Below are 15,168 nucleotides of genomic sequence, written 5' to 3'. Positions count from 1 at the left end.
GTGAGTTTGCGGTTAGGCCGCCTTGGCGGGTTTGCACCAGTCCGGCAGCCAATCTGCGTGCGCTGCTAGCAATTCAGTTACCAGATTTCGGATTTGGCGCAGATCCAGCTCGGCGGCGGTATGGGGGTCCATCATGGCCGCGTGATAGATGTGTTCGGGGTTCTGCTCAACCAAGGCCCGTACCGTCAGCTCTTGCACATTGATCTGCGTGCGCATCAGCGCAATCAGCTGAGGCGGTATGTCCGCCACGACCGAGGGTTGGACACCGTTTGCATCTACCAGGCAAGGGGTCTCAACCGCTGCACCCAAGGGCAATTGCGGGATCTGGCCGGTATTGGGCAGGTTGCCATAGGCCGTGTAGGGCGTATCCGTGACGATTGCATTCATAAGGTCGGCGGCGAACTCGTGGCTGCGGGTCACCTTGATGTCGCGGCCGTCGGTCAGTGTCTTGGCCTGTTTTTTCCAGCTGGCGACCTGCTCGACGCAACGGGTCGGATATTCATCCAGCGGGATGCTGAAATGTTCGATCAGGTCGTCGCGACCATCCTTTATGAACCACGGAACGTATTCCGCAAAATGCTCGGAGCTTTCGGTGCAGAAATAGCCCAAATGGTCCATCACCTCATACCGGACTTTGTTGGGGCAGCGCGGCATCAACAGGGGCGGCTTGGGCAAGCGACCACTTTGATAACCCTGGCGCAAAGCCGGGTAGAGATCGCGGTCGTCATGCTCAAGCCGCAGGAAGAAGGCGACGTGATTGATGCCTGCGACTTTGTAGCGAAACTCGTCTTTGGGTAGGTCCAGATCGTGGGCCAGTTCTTCAACCGTGTTTTGAACCGAATGGCACAGGCCGACCTGTTTCAGGTCCGGGAACCGCTCGGCCAGCGCCCATGTGTTGATTGCCATCGGGTTAACATATTGCAGCAGCGTGGCGTTTGGGCAGAGTTGCATCATATCCTGAGCGACGTCCCACAGAACCGGCACTGTACGCAGGCCCCGCATGATACCGCCAACGCCAAGGGTATCGGCGATGGTCTGACGCAGGCCGTATTGCTTCGGGATTTCGAAATCGGTCACTGTGCACGGTTTATAGCCGCCAATCTGGAAAGCGGTGATCACGAAATCTGCCCCGTCGAGCGCGGCGCGACGATCGGTATGGGTAGAGACGGTTGCGTCTGTTCCGACCGAACGGATCATGGCCCGTGTAACAGTCTCGCTTTCGGCCAATCGCACCGGATCAATATCCATCAACGCGAAATGACTATCGGCCAACGCAGGGGTCAGCAGTGCATCGCCCGCGATATTTTGCATGAAAATCGTGGAACCCGCACCAACAAAGGTGATTCTGGTCATGTAGCGAACTCCGGTTCGAAGCTATTTTACGGCACCGAGGGTCAAACCCGCGATGAAATGTTTCTGCATCAGGAAGAACATGGCCACCGGCGGCAATGCCGCAACGATGGAACCGGCACTCATTAATTGGTAAGCGGCCCTGAATTGTGCGTTAAAACTGGTAATTCCTGCCGTCACTGGCTGGCTTTCGGCGCCCTGGGTCAGAACAACGGCCCAGAAATAATCGTTCCAGATGAAAGTGAAGATCAAGACGCTAAGTGCGGCAATGGCGGGCTTCATCAGCGGCAAGACCACGTACCAGAAGATACGCCATTCGCTGATGCCTTCGACCCGGGTGGCTTCGATCAGTTCAAACGGAAGCGCGCGGATGAAGTTGCGCATGAACAGCGTGCAGAACCCTGTTTGGAACGCGATGTGAAACAGGACCAACCCGGTTTTGGTATTGTAAAGGCCCAGCTCCAGCGTCAGATCGCGCACGGGCACCATCAGGATCTGGAAGGGCACAAAGTTACCGGCCACAAACATGAAAAAGATCCAAAGGTTCGATTTGAATTTGTAAATGCCCAATGCAAATCCGGTCATACTGCTGAGTGCGACGCATCCGATGACTGTGGGGACCGTGATCAGGAACGAATTCATCAAGTAACGCGGCATGTCTGAGTTGAAGAACACCTGGCCGTAGTTGAACGCGCCTTCAAAGCTGGACGGCATGCCCCAGTAGTTGGCGTTGGTGAAATCAGCCTCGGGTTTGACCGAGAACAGCGCGACCGCCAAAAGGGGACCAAGCCAGAGCAACAAGGCCAATGGTAACATCGCTTGATAGGTGATCTGCGTCGCGCGGGGTTGCTTTTCGATAGGTTTCGGAAACATCTCAGTACCCCTTTTCTTCGCGGTACATCGACCAGAGGAAATAGGCGATGAAGCACAACATGATGAGGAACAGGATCACCGCGATGGCGGCACCGTATCCCATTCGGAATCCATATTCAGAAAGCGCGACCTCGAACATGTAATAGGCCAGAACGCGGGATGATCCGAATGGTCCGCCCTGAGTCATGATCGAAATCAGGTCGAAGGATCGCAGGGCGCCGATGATGGTTACAACAAAGGCTATGAATGTGGCAGGGCGCAGCTGCGGCAGGATGATGTGCCATAACATCTTTGCGCCTTTTGCACCATCCAGACGTCCGGCTTCGATCTGTTCCGGGTCCACAGCGTTCAAGCCGGTTAGGTAAAGGATCATGCAATAGGCCGTCTGCGGCCAGAGGCCCGCAAAGATGATGCCATACGTCACGAACCGCTCGTCGCCCAGAACGTTCAACGGACCCATGCCAAACATGCCAAGGAATTCGTTCAGCAGGCCGAATGTCGGGTCGTAGAACCATGTGAAAACAAGGCCGACCACCACCTGAGAGATGACGAAGGGAAAGAAAAACAGCGATTTATAAAGGCGAATGCCCCAGACCGTTTGGTTGAGGAACAGTGCGATGAACAGCCCCGCGGGAATCGCCAGAAGATACAATAGAAGCCAGATCAGGTTGTTTTTGAGCGAGATGTAGAAGGCATCCCGATCAGACAATTCCCAATACAGGTCTTCATAGTTGCGAAAACCCACATATTCTGCAGCCCCAAGCCCGTCCCATTCATACAGTGACAGGTTGAATGACTGGAAAACCGGAATGATCACATAGACCATAAAGAACAGCAGGCCCGGGGCCAAAAAAAGCCAGGGCGCAATACGCTGTTGATTCCTGTGGAACCAGCTTTCTTGTTCAGGGACGTCGGCTGCAGTGGTCATGGCGATTTTCCCGATTATGGTGGCGGGCTGAAACCCACTCTAAATCTGGTGTCGGCGTAGGCCGGGCTTCAGCCCGGCCTATCCACATTCTTAGTTGTCGTAGATACGCTGGCGTGCGCGTTCCAGCTTGGCCAGGATCTTGTCTGCGTTGTCAGGTTTGACCATGAATTCCTGGAAACCTTCCATTGACGCTTTGGCCATTTCAGCCGGTGCATCGCGGTCCCAAAACTGGGCCACGCCACCAGGGCTGTTCGCCGACAGCATCTCGAAACCTTGCTGCAGGAACTTGTCCTGATCAACTGACGATTGCGCGTTGACCGGAAGCTGGCCAAGGTTTGCGCCGTTGTTGATCTCGGTCTGTTCGTCAGGAGATACGGCAAAGCGCAGGAACTCGCGCGCGGCTTCTTTGTTGGCCGCGTTGGCCGGAATGTGGAACGTATCGGTTGGCGCGTCTTCTGCCAATTCGACATCCGGGTTGATGGCAACAAACTGGTAGAAGTCCAGTTGATCATCGGTCAGACCAGCGTCGCGCAGCGGTGCCACTGCAAAGTTGCCCATCAGGTATGCTGTCGCATCACCTTTGACCATGAAGGGCAGGGCCTCCTGCCAGCTATAGGTCTGGTGGTTGTCAATGAACGCACCCATATCGATCAACTGTTTCCAGTTGGCAAAGGTCTGCTTGACCCGATCATCTTCCCAGCTGATTTCGCCATTGGCCAGTTGCTGGTGGAAGTCGAACCCGTTGGTACGCATGTTCAGGTAGTCAAACCAGCCACCGGCAGTCCATAGGAACTTGGTGCCGATGGTGTAACAAGCGCGACCCGAGTCGACGATTTTCTGGCAGTTGGCCAGTTCTTCTTCCCAAGTTGTCGGCTCGCTCAGACCCAGCTCGTCAAAGATGTCTTTGCGATAGTAAACGCCCCACTGGTAGTATGTATAAGGTACGCCCCACTGTTTGCCGTCGATGGTCATCGCGCCTTTGGTCGACGCCAGATTGTCGGCAATCGCAGGCTCGGCCCACAGGTCCGACACGTCCTCAAACAGGCCGGCGTCAACATAAGGCTTCATCCGGTTCGCCGCGTACCAGGTGGCAACGTCCGGCGTGTCCGCCGTCAGGAAGTTGCGGATCTGGGTCTTATACGCCTCACGATCAATCACCGTCGTTTCGATTTCCAATCCCGGGTGCTGTTCCGCGAATCGCCCGATCATCGCTTCCATCGTCGCGCGCGGCGCGGGGTTCGATGTGTCGAGGAAGATTCGCAGCTCACCGGTCAGTTCAGCTGATGCCGGAGCGGCAATTGCCACACTGGTCGCCAACGCCGCGGCCGTGCGCTTGAAAATGGAATGCATGGTTTCCTCCCTTAGCTTCCATCATGTTCCATATAGTGGAACTTAGTTTTATATATTGAAAACTACACATCAAATCGGTTAGTCTTGTCAAGACCCTCGTGCCGATGGCCCGCGGGTAAGTGGAGGAGATAGGGCGCCCGTGGCTGGTGACGGAACAATAGGCAAAGCATGTGATGTGCTTGATCAGGTGGCTGCTTTTGAGCGGCCGGTCCGATTCGCTGAATTGCTGGACAACAGTGTTTTCCCAAAGGCGACTCTGTATCGGTTCCTGCAGTCGCTGACCAACCAAGGGATGCTCTCTTACGATCCGGACCGTCAGACGTATGCGCCGGGGATGCGGCTGGTCCGGTTGGCACACGCGGCGTGGACACAAAGTTCTTTGGCGCCAATAGCACGACCATTTCTGGATGCGCTTAGCCGGGAAACCGGGGAAACGGTGCATCTGGCACAGCTCGATTCCAGCCAGGTTCTGTATGTCGACAAACGTAACGCGGCGAAGCCGGTTGAGATGTTTTCGCAAGCAGGCAAGGTGGGTCCGGCCTATTGCACGGGCGTCGGCAAGGCGATGATGGCCTATCTTGACGATGATGCGCTGAACAAAGCGGTATCCCAGCAAAGCTATCACCGGTTCACCGAAAAAACCCTGACTTCGGAACAGGCGCTTCGGGCCGATCTCGACCGGATCCGCCAACGCGGTTACGCGATTGATGATGAAGAGCATGAACCTGGCATTATCTGCATCGCCTGCCCAATTCTGACCTCGGGTGGCCGACTACTGGGTGCAATCTCGGTAACCGGATCCACAAACCGGATGGATTTTAATCAATTAGAATCCTGGGTTCCCCGTGTTCGCCATGTGGCCGACCAAATCGGAACCGAAGCCCAGGCGTGGCGGTTCCCCGACACGCGCCAGAACGTAAGCAACGACAGGATGCGAGTAACATGACCGGAGTAACTCTGAACGGCGCGATCAAGCGCTATGGCCAGACGCAGGTCATTCACGGGATTGATCTGCAGATTGAAGACGGAGAGTTTTGCGTCTTTGTTGGCCCTTCGGGCTGCGGCAAGTCCACTCTTCTAAGGATGATTGCGGGTCTCGAGGACACCTCGGAAGGGGAAATTCATATCGGCGCACGCGAGGTGACCCATGTCGACCCTGCCAAACGCGGGGTGGCGATGGTTTTTCAGACCTACGCGCTTTATCCGCACATGACCGTTGCAGAAAACATGGGATTTGGTCTGCGCATGAATGGCGTGGACAAAGCCCGGATCGAACAGAAGGTTCAGGAAGCTTCGGGCATTCTGAAGCTGGATCAATATCTCAAGCGCAAGCCCAAAGCCCTATCGGGCGGACAGCGGCAGCGCGTCGCCATTGGTCGGGCTATTGTTCGTGGGCCCGAAGTGTTTCTGTTCGACGAGCCGCTTTCCAACCTTGACGCAGAACTGCGGGTCGAGATGCGCGTTGAAATCGCGCGCTTGCATAAAGAAATAGGGGCGACCATGATCTATGTGACCCATGATCAGGTCGAGGCGATGACAATGGCCGACAAGATCGTTGTGCTGCGCGATGGCCGTATCGAACAGGTGGGTGCGCCCATGGATCTTTATCGTGATCCAGACAATCGGTTTGTGGCCGGTTTCATCGGTTCCCCGGCGATGAATTTTCTGGAATGTGACTTTGCCGATGGCCAAGTGACGCACCCCGCGCTCAGCCAGCCGATGCCCATTTCGGCAGACGTGCCTGCCGGCCTGAACAAAGTGACACTGGGCATGCGACCTGAACATATCCACATTGACCGCTCGGCCGACACCTGTACGGTGGACCTGACCGAAGCGCTCGGCGGCGTGTCTTATACATATCTGCTAACGCCGAATGGCGATAAGCTGATTATTGAGGAACGCGACGACCAACGCAGCGCAATCGGCGAGCGTATAGGTATTTCGGTCCAACCCGAACGCGCGATGGTGTTTGATCCCGAGATAGGGCAGCGTTTTCGGTAGGGCGCATGGGAGGCAGCCGGATCGTCAATCCGCCGGATAAACTATCTACGCAAACTTTCGCCGGAAGATGATCAATTCAGCACCACAGTCAGAATTTTCCCAACCCGTGTCAAAACGCGCGCCCAGTTGCGATTGATTCCAAGGCAAACGTGATTTAAGGGAGGCCCTGTCAAAACAGAGTCACCCAGGGGCGGTACCATCTACGCGCCCCTCCCGCGCCGCGCAATGTGGCACAAACTCTTGGATCGCACGCCCCTGAAAGGCTAAAAAGGTAAAAGAATATGGTAGATAACTCAAACTTCGACATATTGTATACCATTGTAGACGAAGCGCCCGAACTGGCTAGCGCCTCGTTCCTGCCCATCATTCGCAAGTTTGCCTCGGCAGCGGGTGTCAGTGTTGGTACCAAGGATATTTCATTGGCCGGTCGTATTATCTCGACCTTCCCGGAAAAACTGACTGATGCACAGCGCATCACCGACGATTTGGCCGCATTGGGCGAGCTGGTGAAAACGCCGGACGCCAACGTGATCAAACTGCCAAACATCTCAGCATCGGTCCCGCAACTTGTGGCGGCCGTCGAAGAGTTGCAGTCGCAAGGCTACGACATCCCGAGCTACCCCGAAGAGCCATCGACCGATGAGGAAAAAGCAATCCGCGCGCGTTATGACGTTATCAAAGGCTCGGCCGTGAACCCGGTTCTGCGCGAAGGTAACTCGGATCGTCGCGCGGCGCGTGCGGTGAAGAACTATGCTCAGAAGAACCCGCATTCGATGGGGGAGTGGGCGTCGGACAGCAAAACCAAAGTGTCGTCGATGTCTGGCAATGATTTCTATGCAAATGAGAAATCGGCCACCATCACCGCCGCTCAAGCCGGTGATGCAAAGATTGAATTCGTCGGAAAGGACGGCGGCGTGACCGTTCTGAAAGACGGCTGGCCGTTGGCGGAAGGGACCGTGGCCGACGCAACATTTATGTCGGTCAAAGCCTTGTCGGTGTTCCTGGCGGGCGCCATTGAAGATACCAAAGCAGACGGTACCATGTTCTCGCTGCACATGAAGGCCACGATGATGAAGGTCAGCGACCCAATCATCTTTGGCTATGCGGTCAAAGCGTGGCTGGCCCCGGTGTTCGAGAAATTCGGCGCCGAACTGGATGCGCTGGGTGTGAACCCAAATTCCGGTCTGGGTGATCTGCTAGAGCGTGTTCAAGGCAATGCCGACATCGTGGCTGCCATCGACGCGATCAAGGGCGATCGTCCGTCCATGTATATGGTGGACAGTGACAAGGGCATCACCAACCTGCACGTGCCGTCAGACGTGATCATCGACGCTTCGATGCCTGCTGTGATCCGCGCCGGGGGCAAGGGTTGGGATGAGGCAGGCGCCAAGGGAGACACCAATTGTGTGATCCCCGACCGCTGCTATGCCACCGTTTATGACGAGTCGATCAACTTCTTCAAAGCAAATGGCGCGTTGAACCCAGCCACCGTTGGTGCGGTCGCCAACGTGGGCCTGATGGCGCAGAAGGCAGAGGAATACGGTTCGCATCCAACGACGTTTGAAGCGCCAGCTGACGGTATCATTCGTATCGTTCTGGCCAGTGGCGAAACGCTGCATTCACACGATGTGGAAAAGGGCGACATCTGGCGCGCCTGCACCGTTAAGAAAGCGCCGATTGAAAACTGGATCCAACTGGCCCTAGACCGTCAGCGCCTGACCGGGTCCGAGGCGATCTTCTGGCTGGACGCAAACCGCGCCCACGACGCCGAGTTAATCAAGTACGTTAAACCTGCACTTGAAGCTGCTGGTGTCGCTGACAAATTCATGATTCTGGCCCCGCGTGAGGCGACCCGTCAGTCGCTAGAGACGATCACGGCGGGCAAGGACTCGATTGCCATTACCGGTAACGTGCTGCGGGACTATCTGACCGACCTGTTCCCAATCCTCGAACTGGGCACTTCGGCCAAGATGCTGTCAATCGTCAAGCTGATGAATGGTGGCGGTCTTTTCGAAACCGGTGCGGGCGGTTCAGCGCCAAAACACGTGCAGCAGCTCGTCGAAGAGAACCACCTGCGTTGGGATTCGATGGGTGAATTCTGCGCGCTGGGGGAATCGTTGAACTTCCTCGCTGACAGTAAGGGCAACGCGAAGGCAGGTGTTCTTGGCGCAGCGGCCGAGGCCGCCACACAGGGCATTCTGGACAACAACAAATCGCCCAGCCGTAAAGTTGGTCAGCCCGATAACCGTGACAGCCACTACTGGTTCGCGCGATACTGGGCCGAGGCACTGGCTGCCCAGTCTGATGACGCCGATCTGGCGGCCGAGTTTGCGCCTGTCGCGAAACAGCTGGCAGACCATGAAGACCAAATCTTGGCAGAAATGGCAACAGCACAGGGCGCCGCCGCTGATCTGGGTGGGTATTATCACACTGATTCTTCCAAAGCAGCGGCTGTGATGCGCCCCAGCGCTACGCTGAACTCGATCATCGACTAAGCTCTTTGGGTCTGCGTCACGGCGCAGGCCTTTTTTGCCTCCAATGGAAACGCTAGAGCACATGTTAGTTGTGTGCCATAATCTGTTGAATGCGCTTGGTACCTGAGCGCTGGCACCGATGATTTGAACGAGTGATATTGATGACAAATGACATTGATCCGGCGAAACCGGGCGACCGTTCGACGGTACTATTTTTTGGTCGGGAAAACTGTGACGGGACGCAAAAGGCGCTGCAGTTTCTGAACTTTGCGGGCTTTGATGTCAGCTACGTGGGATCTCAGGGACTAGGCCAAACCTTGCCCGATTGGGTGCGCGATTGGCGCGGAGACTACGTATTTTGTTTTCGCAGCTACTTCATTTTGGATCAGGCCTTGATCGATGCGGCGGCCATTGCGGCGATAAACTTCCACCCTGGTCCGCCAGAATACCCGGGCAGCGGATGCATCAATTTTGCGCTCTATGAAGGGGCTGAAAACTACGGCGTAACTGCGCATATCATCAATACCAAAGTCGACAACGGTTCCATTATCAAGGCACTGCGCTTTCCGATCTTAAAACACGATGGTTTACGCTCCGTACTCGCGCGAACGCATCTGTACCTGTTTCATCTGCTTCAAGAGGTTATTGGCGGGATCGCAACCGGCGGTGAGAGCTATTTGAACGATCAAATTGTAGCCTCGGCCGCCGAAGCCTGGCGCGGTAAGGCACGGCGGATGAAAGAGCTGTCCGCCCTGCAGAAACTGCCGCTGGATATCGATGCGGCAGAGTTTGAAAAGCGCCTGCATTCGATGCATCTGCCTGAGTACCCGCTGTACATCTCTTTGCATGGACGCAAGTTTGTTCTGTTGGGTGACGCGGACGAGGGCTGATCGCCAACCTTAGGGGCAGGCGACGCTGGCCGGATCGAACTGCGTCCGATCAATAAACTTCACATCCGGGTTAAAAACAGAGATATCTTCGTCTTGCAATAGCTGAGCGACTTTAGACGCCACAGCGAAGTTGCCAAGCTCCTGCATATGATGATCGGGGGTGCCAAAAAGGCTGCTTGTGGAAATTCCCAAGTCCTCTGAAAACTGCTCGAGAACGGGCTTCAGGTTCACGTAGGTGTAGCCATAGTCTTCCGCCCCTTGCGCGATTAACGCACGCGTTGCATTGGCATAGCCTATTGGGTCATCCCGAAAAGTCACCGTATCCTCACCAATAAATTCTGAAATATCTGGCAGCGAAAACACGAACAACTGGGCGCCCTGATCCTCGACCGATTGGGTCAGGTCACGAAGCGATTCAAAAAGCAGTGCCTTTTCCGTTTCTGTCGGGATCGAAGGGTACAGCTCTTGATAAGACAAGATTTGTTTGAACTGCAGGATCAGCTTTCCAACATAAAGCTTCCCAATCGCGCGCTTGATCTTCTGAACCAAAGTTGGGTTTTGGGATCGCGTGCCGGGGTTTTCCTGCCACTTTCGGAACCTGATGTTATCGACCAGATCGTTCCGATTGAAGACAAACATCAGAACTGTTTTGTGCGGTATCTGATCTTTGAACTCCTCGTATGTCAGGGCACTTTGTAGCGTCCCATGACCACCGGTGCCCAGATTCACAAAATGGGAATCCTCAGACCACATGGATAAAAGGGCCGGTATGGTTTCTGTTTCATCCGCCAGCGTTCCGCGGGTGAACGAGTCGCCCAGAACCATAATCTGAGCTTTGTCATAATCTGACGAAAAATCCCCACGGAATCCATGTTCATTGATCTCGATGAGTGTGACGGTCGCGTTCCGGAACTCGAAATAGGATTGGTTCGGGGTTTCCCGCGAATACACGATGTCGTGGGGGGAACGTCGGTCAGGTCCACCTTCGCAGAAGAAGTTCTCACTGTTGACCAAAGGCACAGTTGCTTGTTTCCGGCTAATATGGGGCTCGAAATTCAGAGGGTCAAACAACCGTAGTCCAATTTCTACGATCCCCAAGCTGACCAGTGCACTGATGGTTATCAAAAAAAAGTTCTTAAACACGAAAGGGTTTTCCCCAACTAGTTAACATCGTCTTAAATCGAACAATGCTCTCAGAGTACTTACAGCACTTCTTTGAAGCAATAATTGAGTTTTGCTTAATAAGTATTCCTATTTCTTTAATATCCGCCGCGAAACCATAAAGTTGATGGTCATCCCGGCAAGCGTTGCGATCGCCAAGGCTATTATAGGATAGGCGCTGGCGGTGTCCGATAGATAAAGAACAAGAAAGAAGGTGCTGAAATTGGTCAGCAAACCGATCTGCAGGCCGCCCAGATAGCTGAGAAACTCGAAGAAGCTTGCCGGTTTGGTGGTTCGAAACGTGTACGTGCGGTTCAGGTACCAAGTGAATGTGACCGAAGCCAGAATCGAAACGCATCGCGACGCCAGTGTGCCCGCGCCCAGCGTGTCCAAAATGGTAAAAACTCCGGCGTCCACGAAGAAGGCCAGCGATCCAACGACCGCAAAGGCCAGCACGTCTCGATATGTTTCATTTGAAAGCAATCAAAGGCTCCTGCTTTTTCACGATTGCACCATGCAACGATCCCTGTCCGAAGGGGAAGCCCGGATATCGGCGGACGCGCTGCAAAAGGCTTTTTCATGATCTAGCTATGGCCAGCCGCATCCAACTTTATGTGCGCAATCAAAACATTGCCGGATTCAGACCGTTCTCGTGGTTTGGGGTGTCAAACCTGTTTGCATCAGCTAGGCTCTGTTCCGGGGATTGAGACAATCTCCGGAGTTTTGTTTTTTGGTTTCGGCAACAATTGGTTCCAACATGCGCCTTTCGAGTTCTCTTTGTCTGACTCTTATTCAATCCACTGCATTGATGTTTTCGCTTGCTACAGGCGGTCTTGCCGATGATGGCAACACCAGGAACGTCGCTTTCCCTGGCGCGGAAGGGTATGGCAAACACGCGACCGGGTGGCGCGGCGGCAGTGTGTTTTACGTTACCAACCTCGCGGACTCTGGACGTGGCAGCTTGCGCGAATGCCTGCAGCACCCGGGTGTCGGTCGGGTGTGTTTGTTTGCCGTTTCGGGCACGATTGTCGTCGACAAGCAGCTTCGCGTGTCACCCAACACCTATATTGCAGGACAAACTGCGCCGGGACAGGGCATTCAATTGCGGGTCGGGAATGTTCAGAAATCACCGCTGATGATCTACGAATCTCATGACATTCTGTTGCGCTATCTCAAGTTTCGCCCGGGTCCCAGCAAGGAAAAATCCCCCAGCGTCGACGGGTTGATTATCGAAAGCAGCTCGAACATTTATGTCGACCATGTTTCAATCGCCTTTGGTGTCGACGAAAACCTCAGCATCGGCACTGAACGAAAAGCCAGCCACGATATCACGATCGCCAACACCATCGCGGCCTATGGGTTGGACAAATCTTCGCATAACGAACGGCGCCACTCGAAAGGTGCGCTGATCTGCGCCAAGGATGGGGCAGTTTCCGATTGTGGCCGGATCACGCTGCTTGGCAATCTGTTCGCGCATAATCGAGACAGAAACCCGGACATCTCGTCCTCGCCCCTTGGGCCGGTCGATATCGTCAACAACGTGTTCTACGATGCAACCTCGCAATTTGGCGAGTTTCGTAACCTTTATGGCGACACCTGGATCAACTATGTGGGCAATGTGATCCTGCCCGGCCCCAGCACGAGGGACCGCAATCGCCCTGCAGCGATTGAGGTTTTTCCAGTTGAGCCCGGAAACAAGCTGGAAGTGTTTGAAGAAGACAACCTGTATATGGACAACCGGCTCGATGTTTTGTGCGACAGGTCGAAACAAGGTCGGATTGTGGATGAGGCGGCAGTTCCAAATGTCGTGGAACAACCTGCGTTTCCGCTGTCCGTCACGCCGCGGCCGGTTGGTGGTGTTTTGGATCATGTTGCGTCGCATGTCGGCGCAAGGTTCGGGCCCGATCGGCAATTGGACAGTCTGGACGCTTCCATAGTCGAAAACATGCTTGGGTGTGATGGGCATAGGATTGATCACCCGGATGAAGTGGGTGGTTGGCCGGACCTGCCCGAGGTCAATGTGCTGAACGACAGGGACCTGGACGGGCTGCCAGATGAATGGGAAGAAACGCATGCGGGGCTTGACCCGAAAGATCGTGACGATACCTGGAAAGACCGCGATGGGGACGGGTGGTCAAACCTTGAAGAGTATCTGAGCTTTCTGGCAGGTGATCCGGGACCTTAGGTCTGAGTTCCCGCCTCAGCGCAGCCATTCTTCCTGCCAGAAGTGGTACATCAGAACGACCCAGAGATGCGGGCCCCAGTTGCGGGTGCCTGACAGGTGTTCGCTCCAGCGTTTGTTCAATTGTGCCCGGTCAAAGACTTCACCAACCAAATTGTCGGAGGCAAAAACGTCGCTAGCGATGGATTTGAGAGGTCCACGTAGCCAGTCGTTCAAAGGAATACCAAAGCCCTGTTTGGGTCGATCATAAAGCGCTTTGGGAACACGTTTGTCCAACAGCCGCCGCAAGGCAACCTTGCCGGACTTCCCGTTGTAGCGCAGGGAATCAGGCGACCGCCATGCGGCCTCGACCACGCGGTAGTCCAACAGCGGCGCGCGGATCTCTAACCCAGTTGACATCGAGGCCCGGTCCGCTTTGACCAGAATGCTCTCTGGCAGGTACAATTCGGAATCCAGCAGCATCATTTTATCAACTGAGCTCAGCCCATCTGGTAGCTGATGCGTCTGGAATACGCCCTGACAATTGGCTGCAGGTGGGTTCCACAGCGTGAACAGCGCGTCATAGCGGCTGCGGAAATCAGGGTGACGCGCGATTGAGGCCACTTTGGCCAGCCGATCCGGGGTAATCTGGTCGCGCATTGACGTGGGGGCCAGCGGCCGCAGCACTTTTGCTGCGGCGTTTGTGACAAAAGCTGGCGAAGCCGCCAATGCTGAAACGGCAGGGCCGGGCAACTTGGCGCCAATACGCTCCATCGCCATCATCCGAACATAGCGTTCATAGCCGCCAAAGGACTCGTCCCCGCCATCGCCAGACATGACGACCTTAAGCTGCGCCCGTGCCAATTGTGATACAAGCAACGTCGGAAATGCCGAGGGATCGGCAAACGGTTCATCGTAGACCTGCGGCAGCTTTTGCAGCAAATCAAAGGCCATTTCAGGCGTCGCCGTGACCTCGTGGTGATCTGTCCCCAAATGCTTGGCGATTGCAGCGGCGTAGTCGGCCTCGTTTGTAGCATCATGGTCGAACCGGACGGTAAAGCTGATGACTTTGCCAGCAGCTTGTTCCTGCATCATAGCGGTGATCAGGCTGGAATCGATCCCGCCTGACAGAAAGGTGCCAACAGGGACATCCGCAACCATGCGCTCACCAACTGCGGAATGCAACGCATCCTCAATCCCGCCAAGTGCCTGTGTCTCATCGCCGTAAGGATCTGCCCGGCACGCTTCGACCCTGTCCCGCAGATCCCAAAACGTGCGCAACCCATCGACCAGATCTTGTGATGACACAGGGGGGGCGTCCAGTTGCACTTCAACCATAGTCCCCGCCGGGAGCTTCATCACATCCTGGTAGATGGTCAGCGGCGCTGGGATAAACGCGTAGCGCGCGTATTGCGCCTGCGCGCGCCTGTCGGCCTCGCGTGTTCCAAACGCGGGGTGGGCGCGCAAGGCTTTCAATTCCGAGCCAAAAAGCAGATGCCCGCCTTTGACGCCCAAATACAAAGGCTTCTTGCCTAGTCGATCACGGGCAAAGACGACCCTGTTGCTTTGCCGGTCGAGTACCGCAAAGGCAAACATGCCGTGCACCAGGTCAAGGGTTTTGCGAATACCCCACAGATCCATCGATGCAAGAAGAACTTCGGTATCGGATGTACCGCGGAACGTGACCCCATGATCGATCAGCTGTTGGCGCAGGTCCAGAAAGCCGTAAATTTCACCGTTGTAGACAATGCAATACCGGCCGCTGGGGGACGTCATCGGTTGTTCACCGGTCTCCGTTAGATCCACGATCGCCAAACGTCGTTGCCCCAGCGCAACGCCCGTGTCGGGATCGACGAACATGCCGTCAGCGTCCGGCCCGCGATGCTGGATACTGTCGCACATCGCCTTTAGGGTCGAAGTCCCGTTCTCTAGGCCGACGGGTTTGAACGCAAGATATCCGGCTATTCCGCACATGAAATC

The 15,168-nt window shown here is 55.2% G+C and carries 12 protein-coding genes; 5 read left to right on the top strand and 7 right to left on the bottom strand.

Going from position 1 to position 15,168, the window contains the following annotated elements:
- Positions 1–12 precede the first annotated feature (12 nt).
- The 4 genes from D9K61_RS00290 to D9K61_RS00275 form a co-directional block, all read right to left on the bottom strand.
- Positions 13–1,353: an alpha-glucosidase/alpha-galactosidase gene (locus tag D9K61_RS00290; RefSeq protein ID WP_120631271.1), complete on the bottom strand. Its 1,341-nt coding sequence runs from the start codon at positions 1,351–1,353 to the stop codon at positions 13–15.
- A 21-nt stretch (positions 1,354–1,374) separates the two neighbouring features.
- Entirely contained in the window at positions 1,375–2,223 is an 849-nt protein-coding gene (locus tag D9K61_RS00285; RefSeq protein WP_120631270.1) for a carbohydrate ABC transporter permease, read from the bottom strand.
- 1 nt (position 2,224) lies between these two features.
- A complete protein-coding gene (locus D9K61_RS00280) occupies positions 2,225–3,151 on the bottom strand; it encodes a carbohydrate ABC transporter permease (RefSeq protein ID WP_120631269.1) in 927 nt (308 codons plus the stop codon).
- Between the two features lie 90 nt (positions 3,152–3,241).
- Complete coding sequence (locus tag D9K61_RS00275) at positions 3,242–4,501, bottom strand: ABC transporter substrate-binding protein (protein ID WP_120631268.1); 1,260 nt, start codon at positions 4,499–4,501, stop codon at positions 3,242–3,244.
- Positions 4,502–4,640: 139 nt separating this feature from the next.
- On the opposite strand from D9K61_RS00275, the gene D9K61_RS00270 reads away from it, so the two are divergent.
- From D9K61_RS00270 to D9K61_RS00255, 4 genes are all read left to right on the top strand, one after another.
- Complete coding sequence (locus tag D9K61_RS00270; protein WP_120631267.1) at positions 4,641–5,447, top strand: IclR family transcriptional regulator; 807 nt, start codon at positions 4,641–4,643, stop codon at positions 5,445–5,447.
- On the top strand, positions 5,444–6,502 hold the full coding sequence (locus D9K61_RS00265; RefSeq protein ID WP_120631266.1) for an ABC transporter ATP-binding protein: 1,059 nt from the start codon (positions 5,444–5,446) through the stop codon (positions 6,500–6,502). The genes D9K61_RS00270 and D9K61_RS00265 overlap by 4 nt, the downstream gene beginning before the upstream one ends.
- Before the next feature lie 281 nt (positions 6,503–6,783).
- A complete protein-coding gene (locus tag D9K61_RS00260; protein ID WP_120631265.1) occupies positions 6,784–8,997 on the top strand; it encodes an NADP-dependent isocitrate dehydrogenase in 2,214 nt (737 codons plus the stop codon).
- A 140-nt stretch (positions 8,998–9,137) separates the two neighbouring features.
- Complete coding sequence (locus tag D9K61_RS00255) at positions 9,138–9,866, top strand: formyltransferase family protein (protein WP_120631264.1); 729 nt, start codon at positions 9,138–9,140, stop codon at positions 9,864–9,866.
- Positions 9,867–9,875: 9 nt separating this feature from the next.
- Here the strand turns inward: D9K61_RS00255 and D9K61_RS00250 are convergent, their stop codons facing one another.
- Both D9K61_RS00250 and D9K61_RS00245 read right to left on the bottom strand, forming a co-directional pair.
- Positions 9,876–11,009, bottom strand: coding sequence for a hypothetical protein (locus tag D9K61_RS00250; RefSeq protein ID WP_120631263.1), 1,134 nt, complete (start codon positions 11,007–11,009; stop codon positions 9,876–9,878).
- 108 nt (positions 11,010–11,117) lie between these two features.
- The gene (locus tag D9K61_RS00245) at positions 11,118–11,510 is read right to left on the bottom strand and encodes a GtrA family protein (protein ID WP_120631262.1); all 393 of its coding nucleotides are present in this window, start codon (positions 11,508–11,510) and stop codon (positions 11,118–11,120) included.
- A gap of 325 nt (positions 11,511–11,835) precedes the next feature.
- On the opposite strand from D9K61_RS00245, the gene D9K61_RS00240 reads away from it, so the two are divergent.
- Positions 11,836–13,212, top strand: coding sequence for a polysaccharide lyase family 1 protein (locus D9K61_RS00240; RefSeq protein ID WP_162946664.1), 1,377 nt, complete (start codon positions 11,836–11,838; stop codon positions 13,210–13,212).
- Positions 13,213–13,227: 15 nt separating this feature from the next.
- On the opposite strand, the gene asnB is transcribed toward D9K61_RS00240, so the two are convergent.
- The gene (gene asnB / locus D9K61_RS00235) at positions 13,228–15,162 is read right to left on the bottom strand and encodes an asparagine synthase (glutamine-hydrolyzing) (RefSeq protein WP_120631260.1); all 1,935 of its coding nucleotides are present in this window, start codon (positions 15,160–15,162) and stop codon (positions 13,228–13,230) included.
- Positions 15,163–15,168: the final 6 nt, after the last annotated feature.

The organism is Ruegeria sp. EL01, assembly GCF_900313035.1.
In the GTDB taxonomy this organism is placed as follows: Bacteria; Pseudomonadota; Alphaproteobacteria; order Rhodobacterales; family Rhodobacteraceae; genus Ruegeria.
This window is presented reverse-complemented; position numbering and strand designations above follow the sequence as displayed.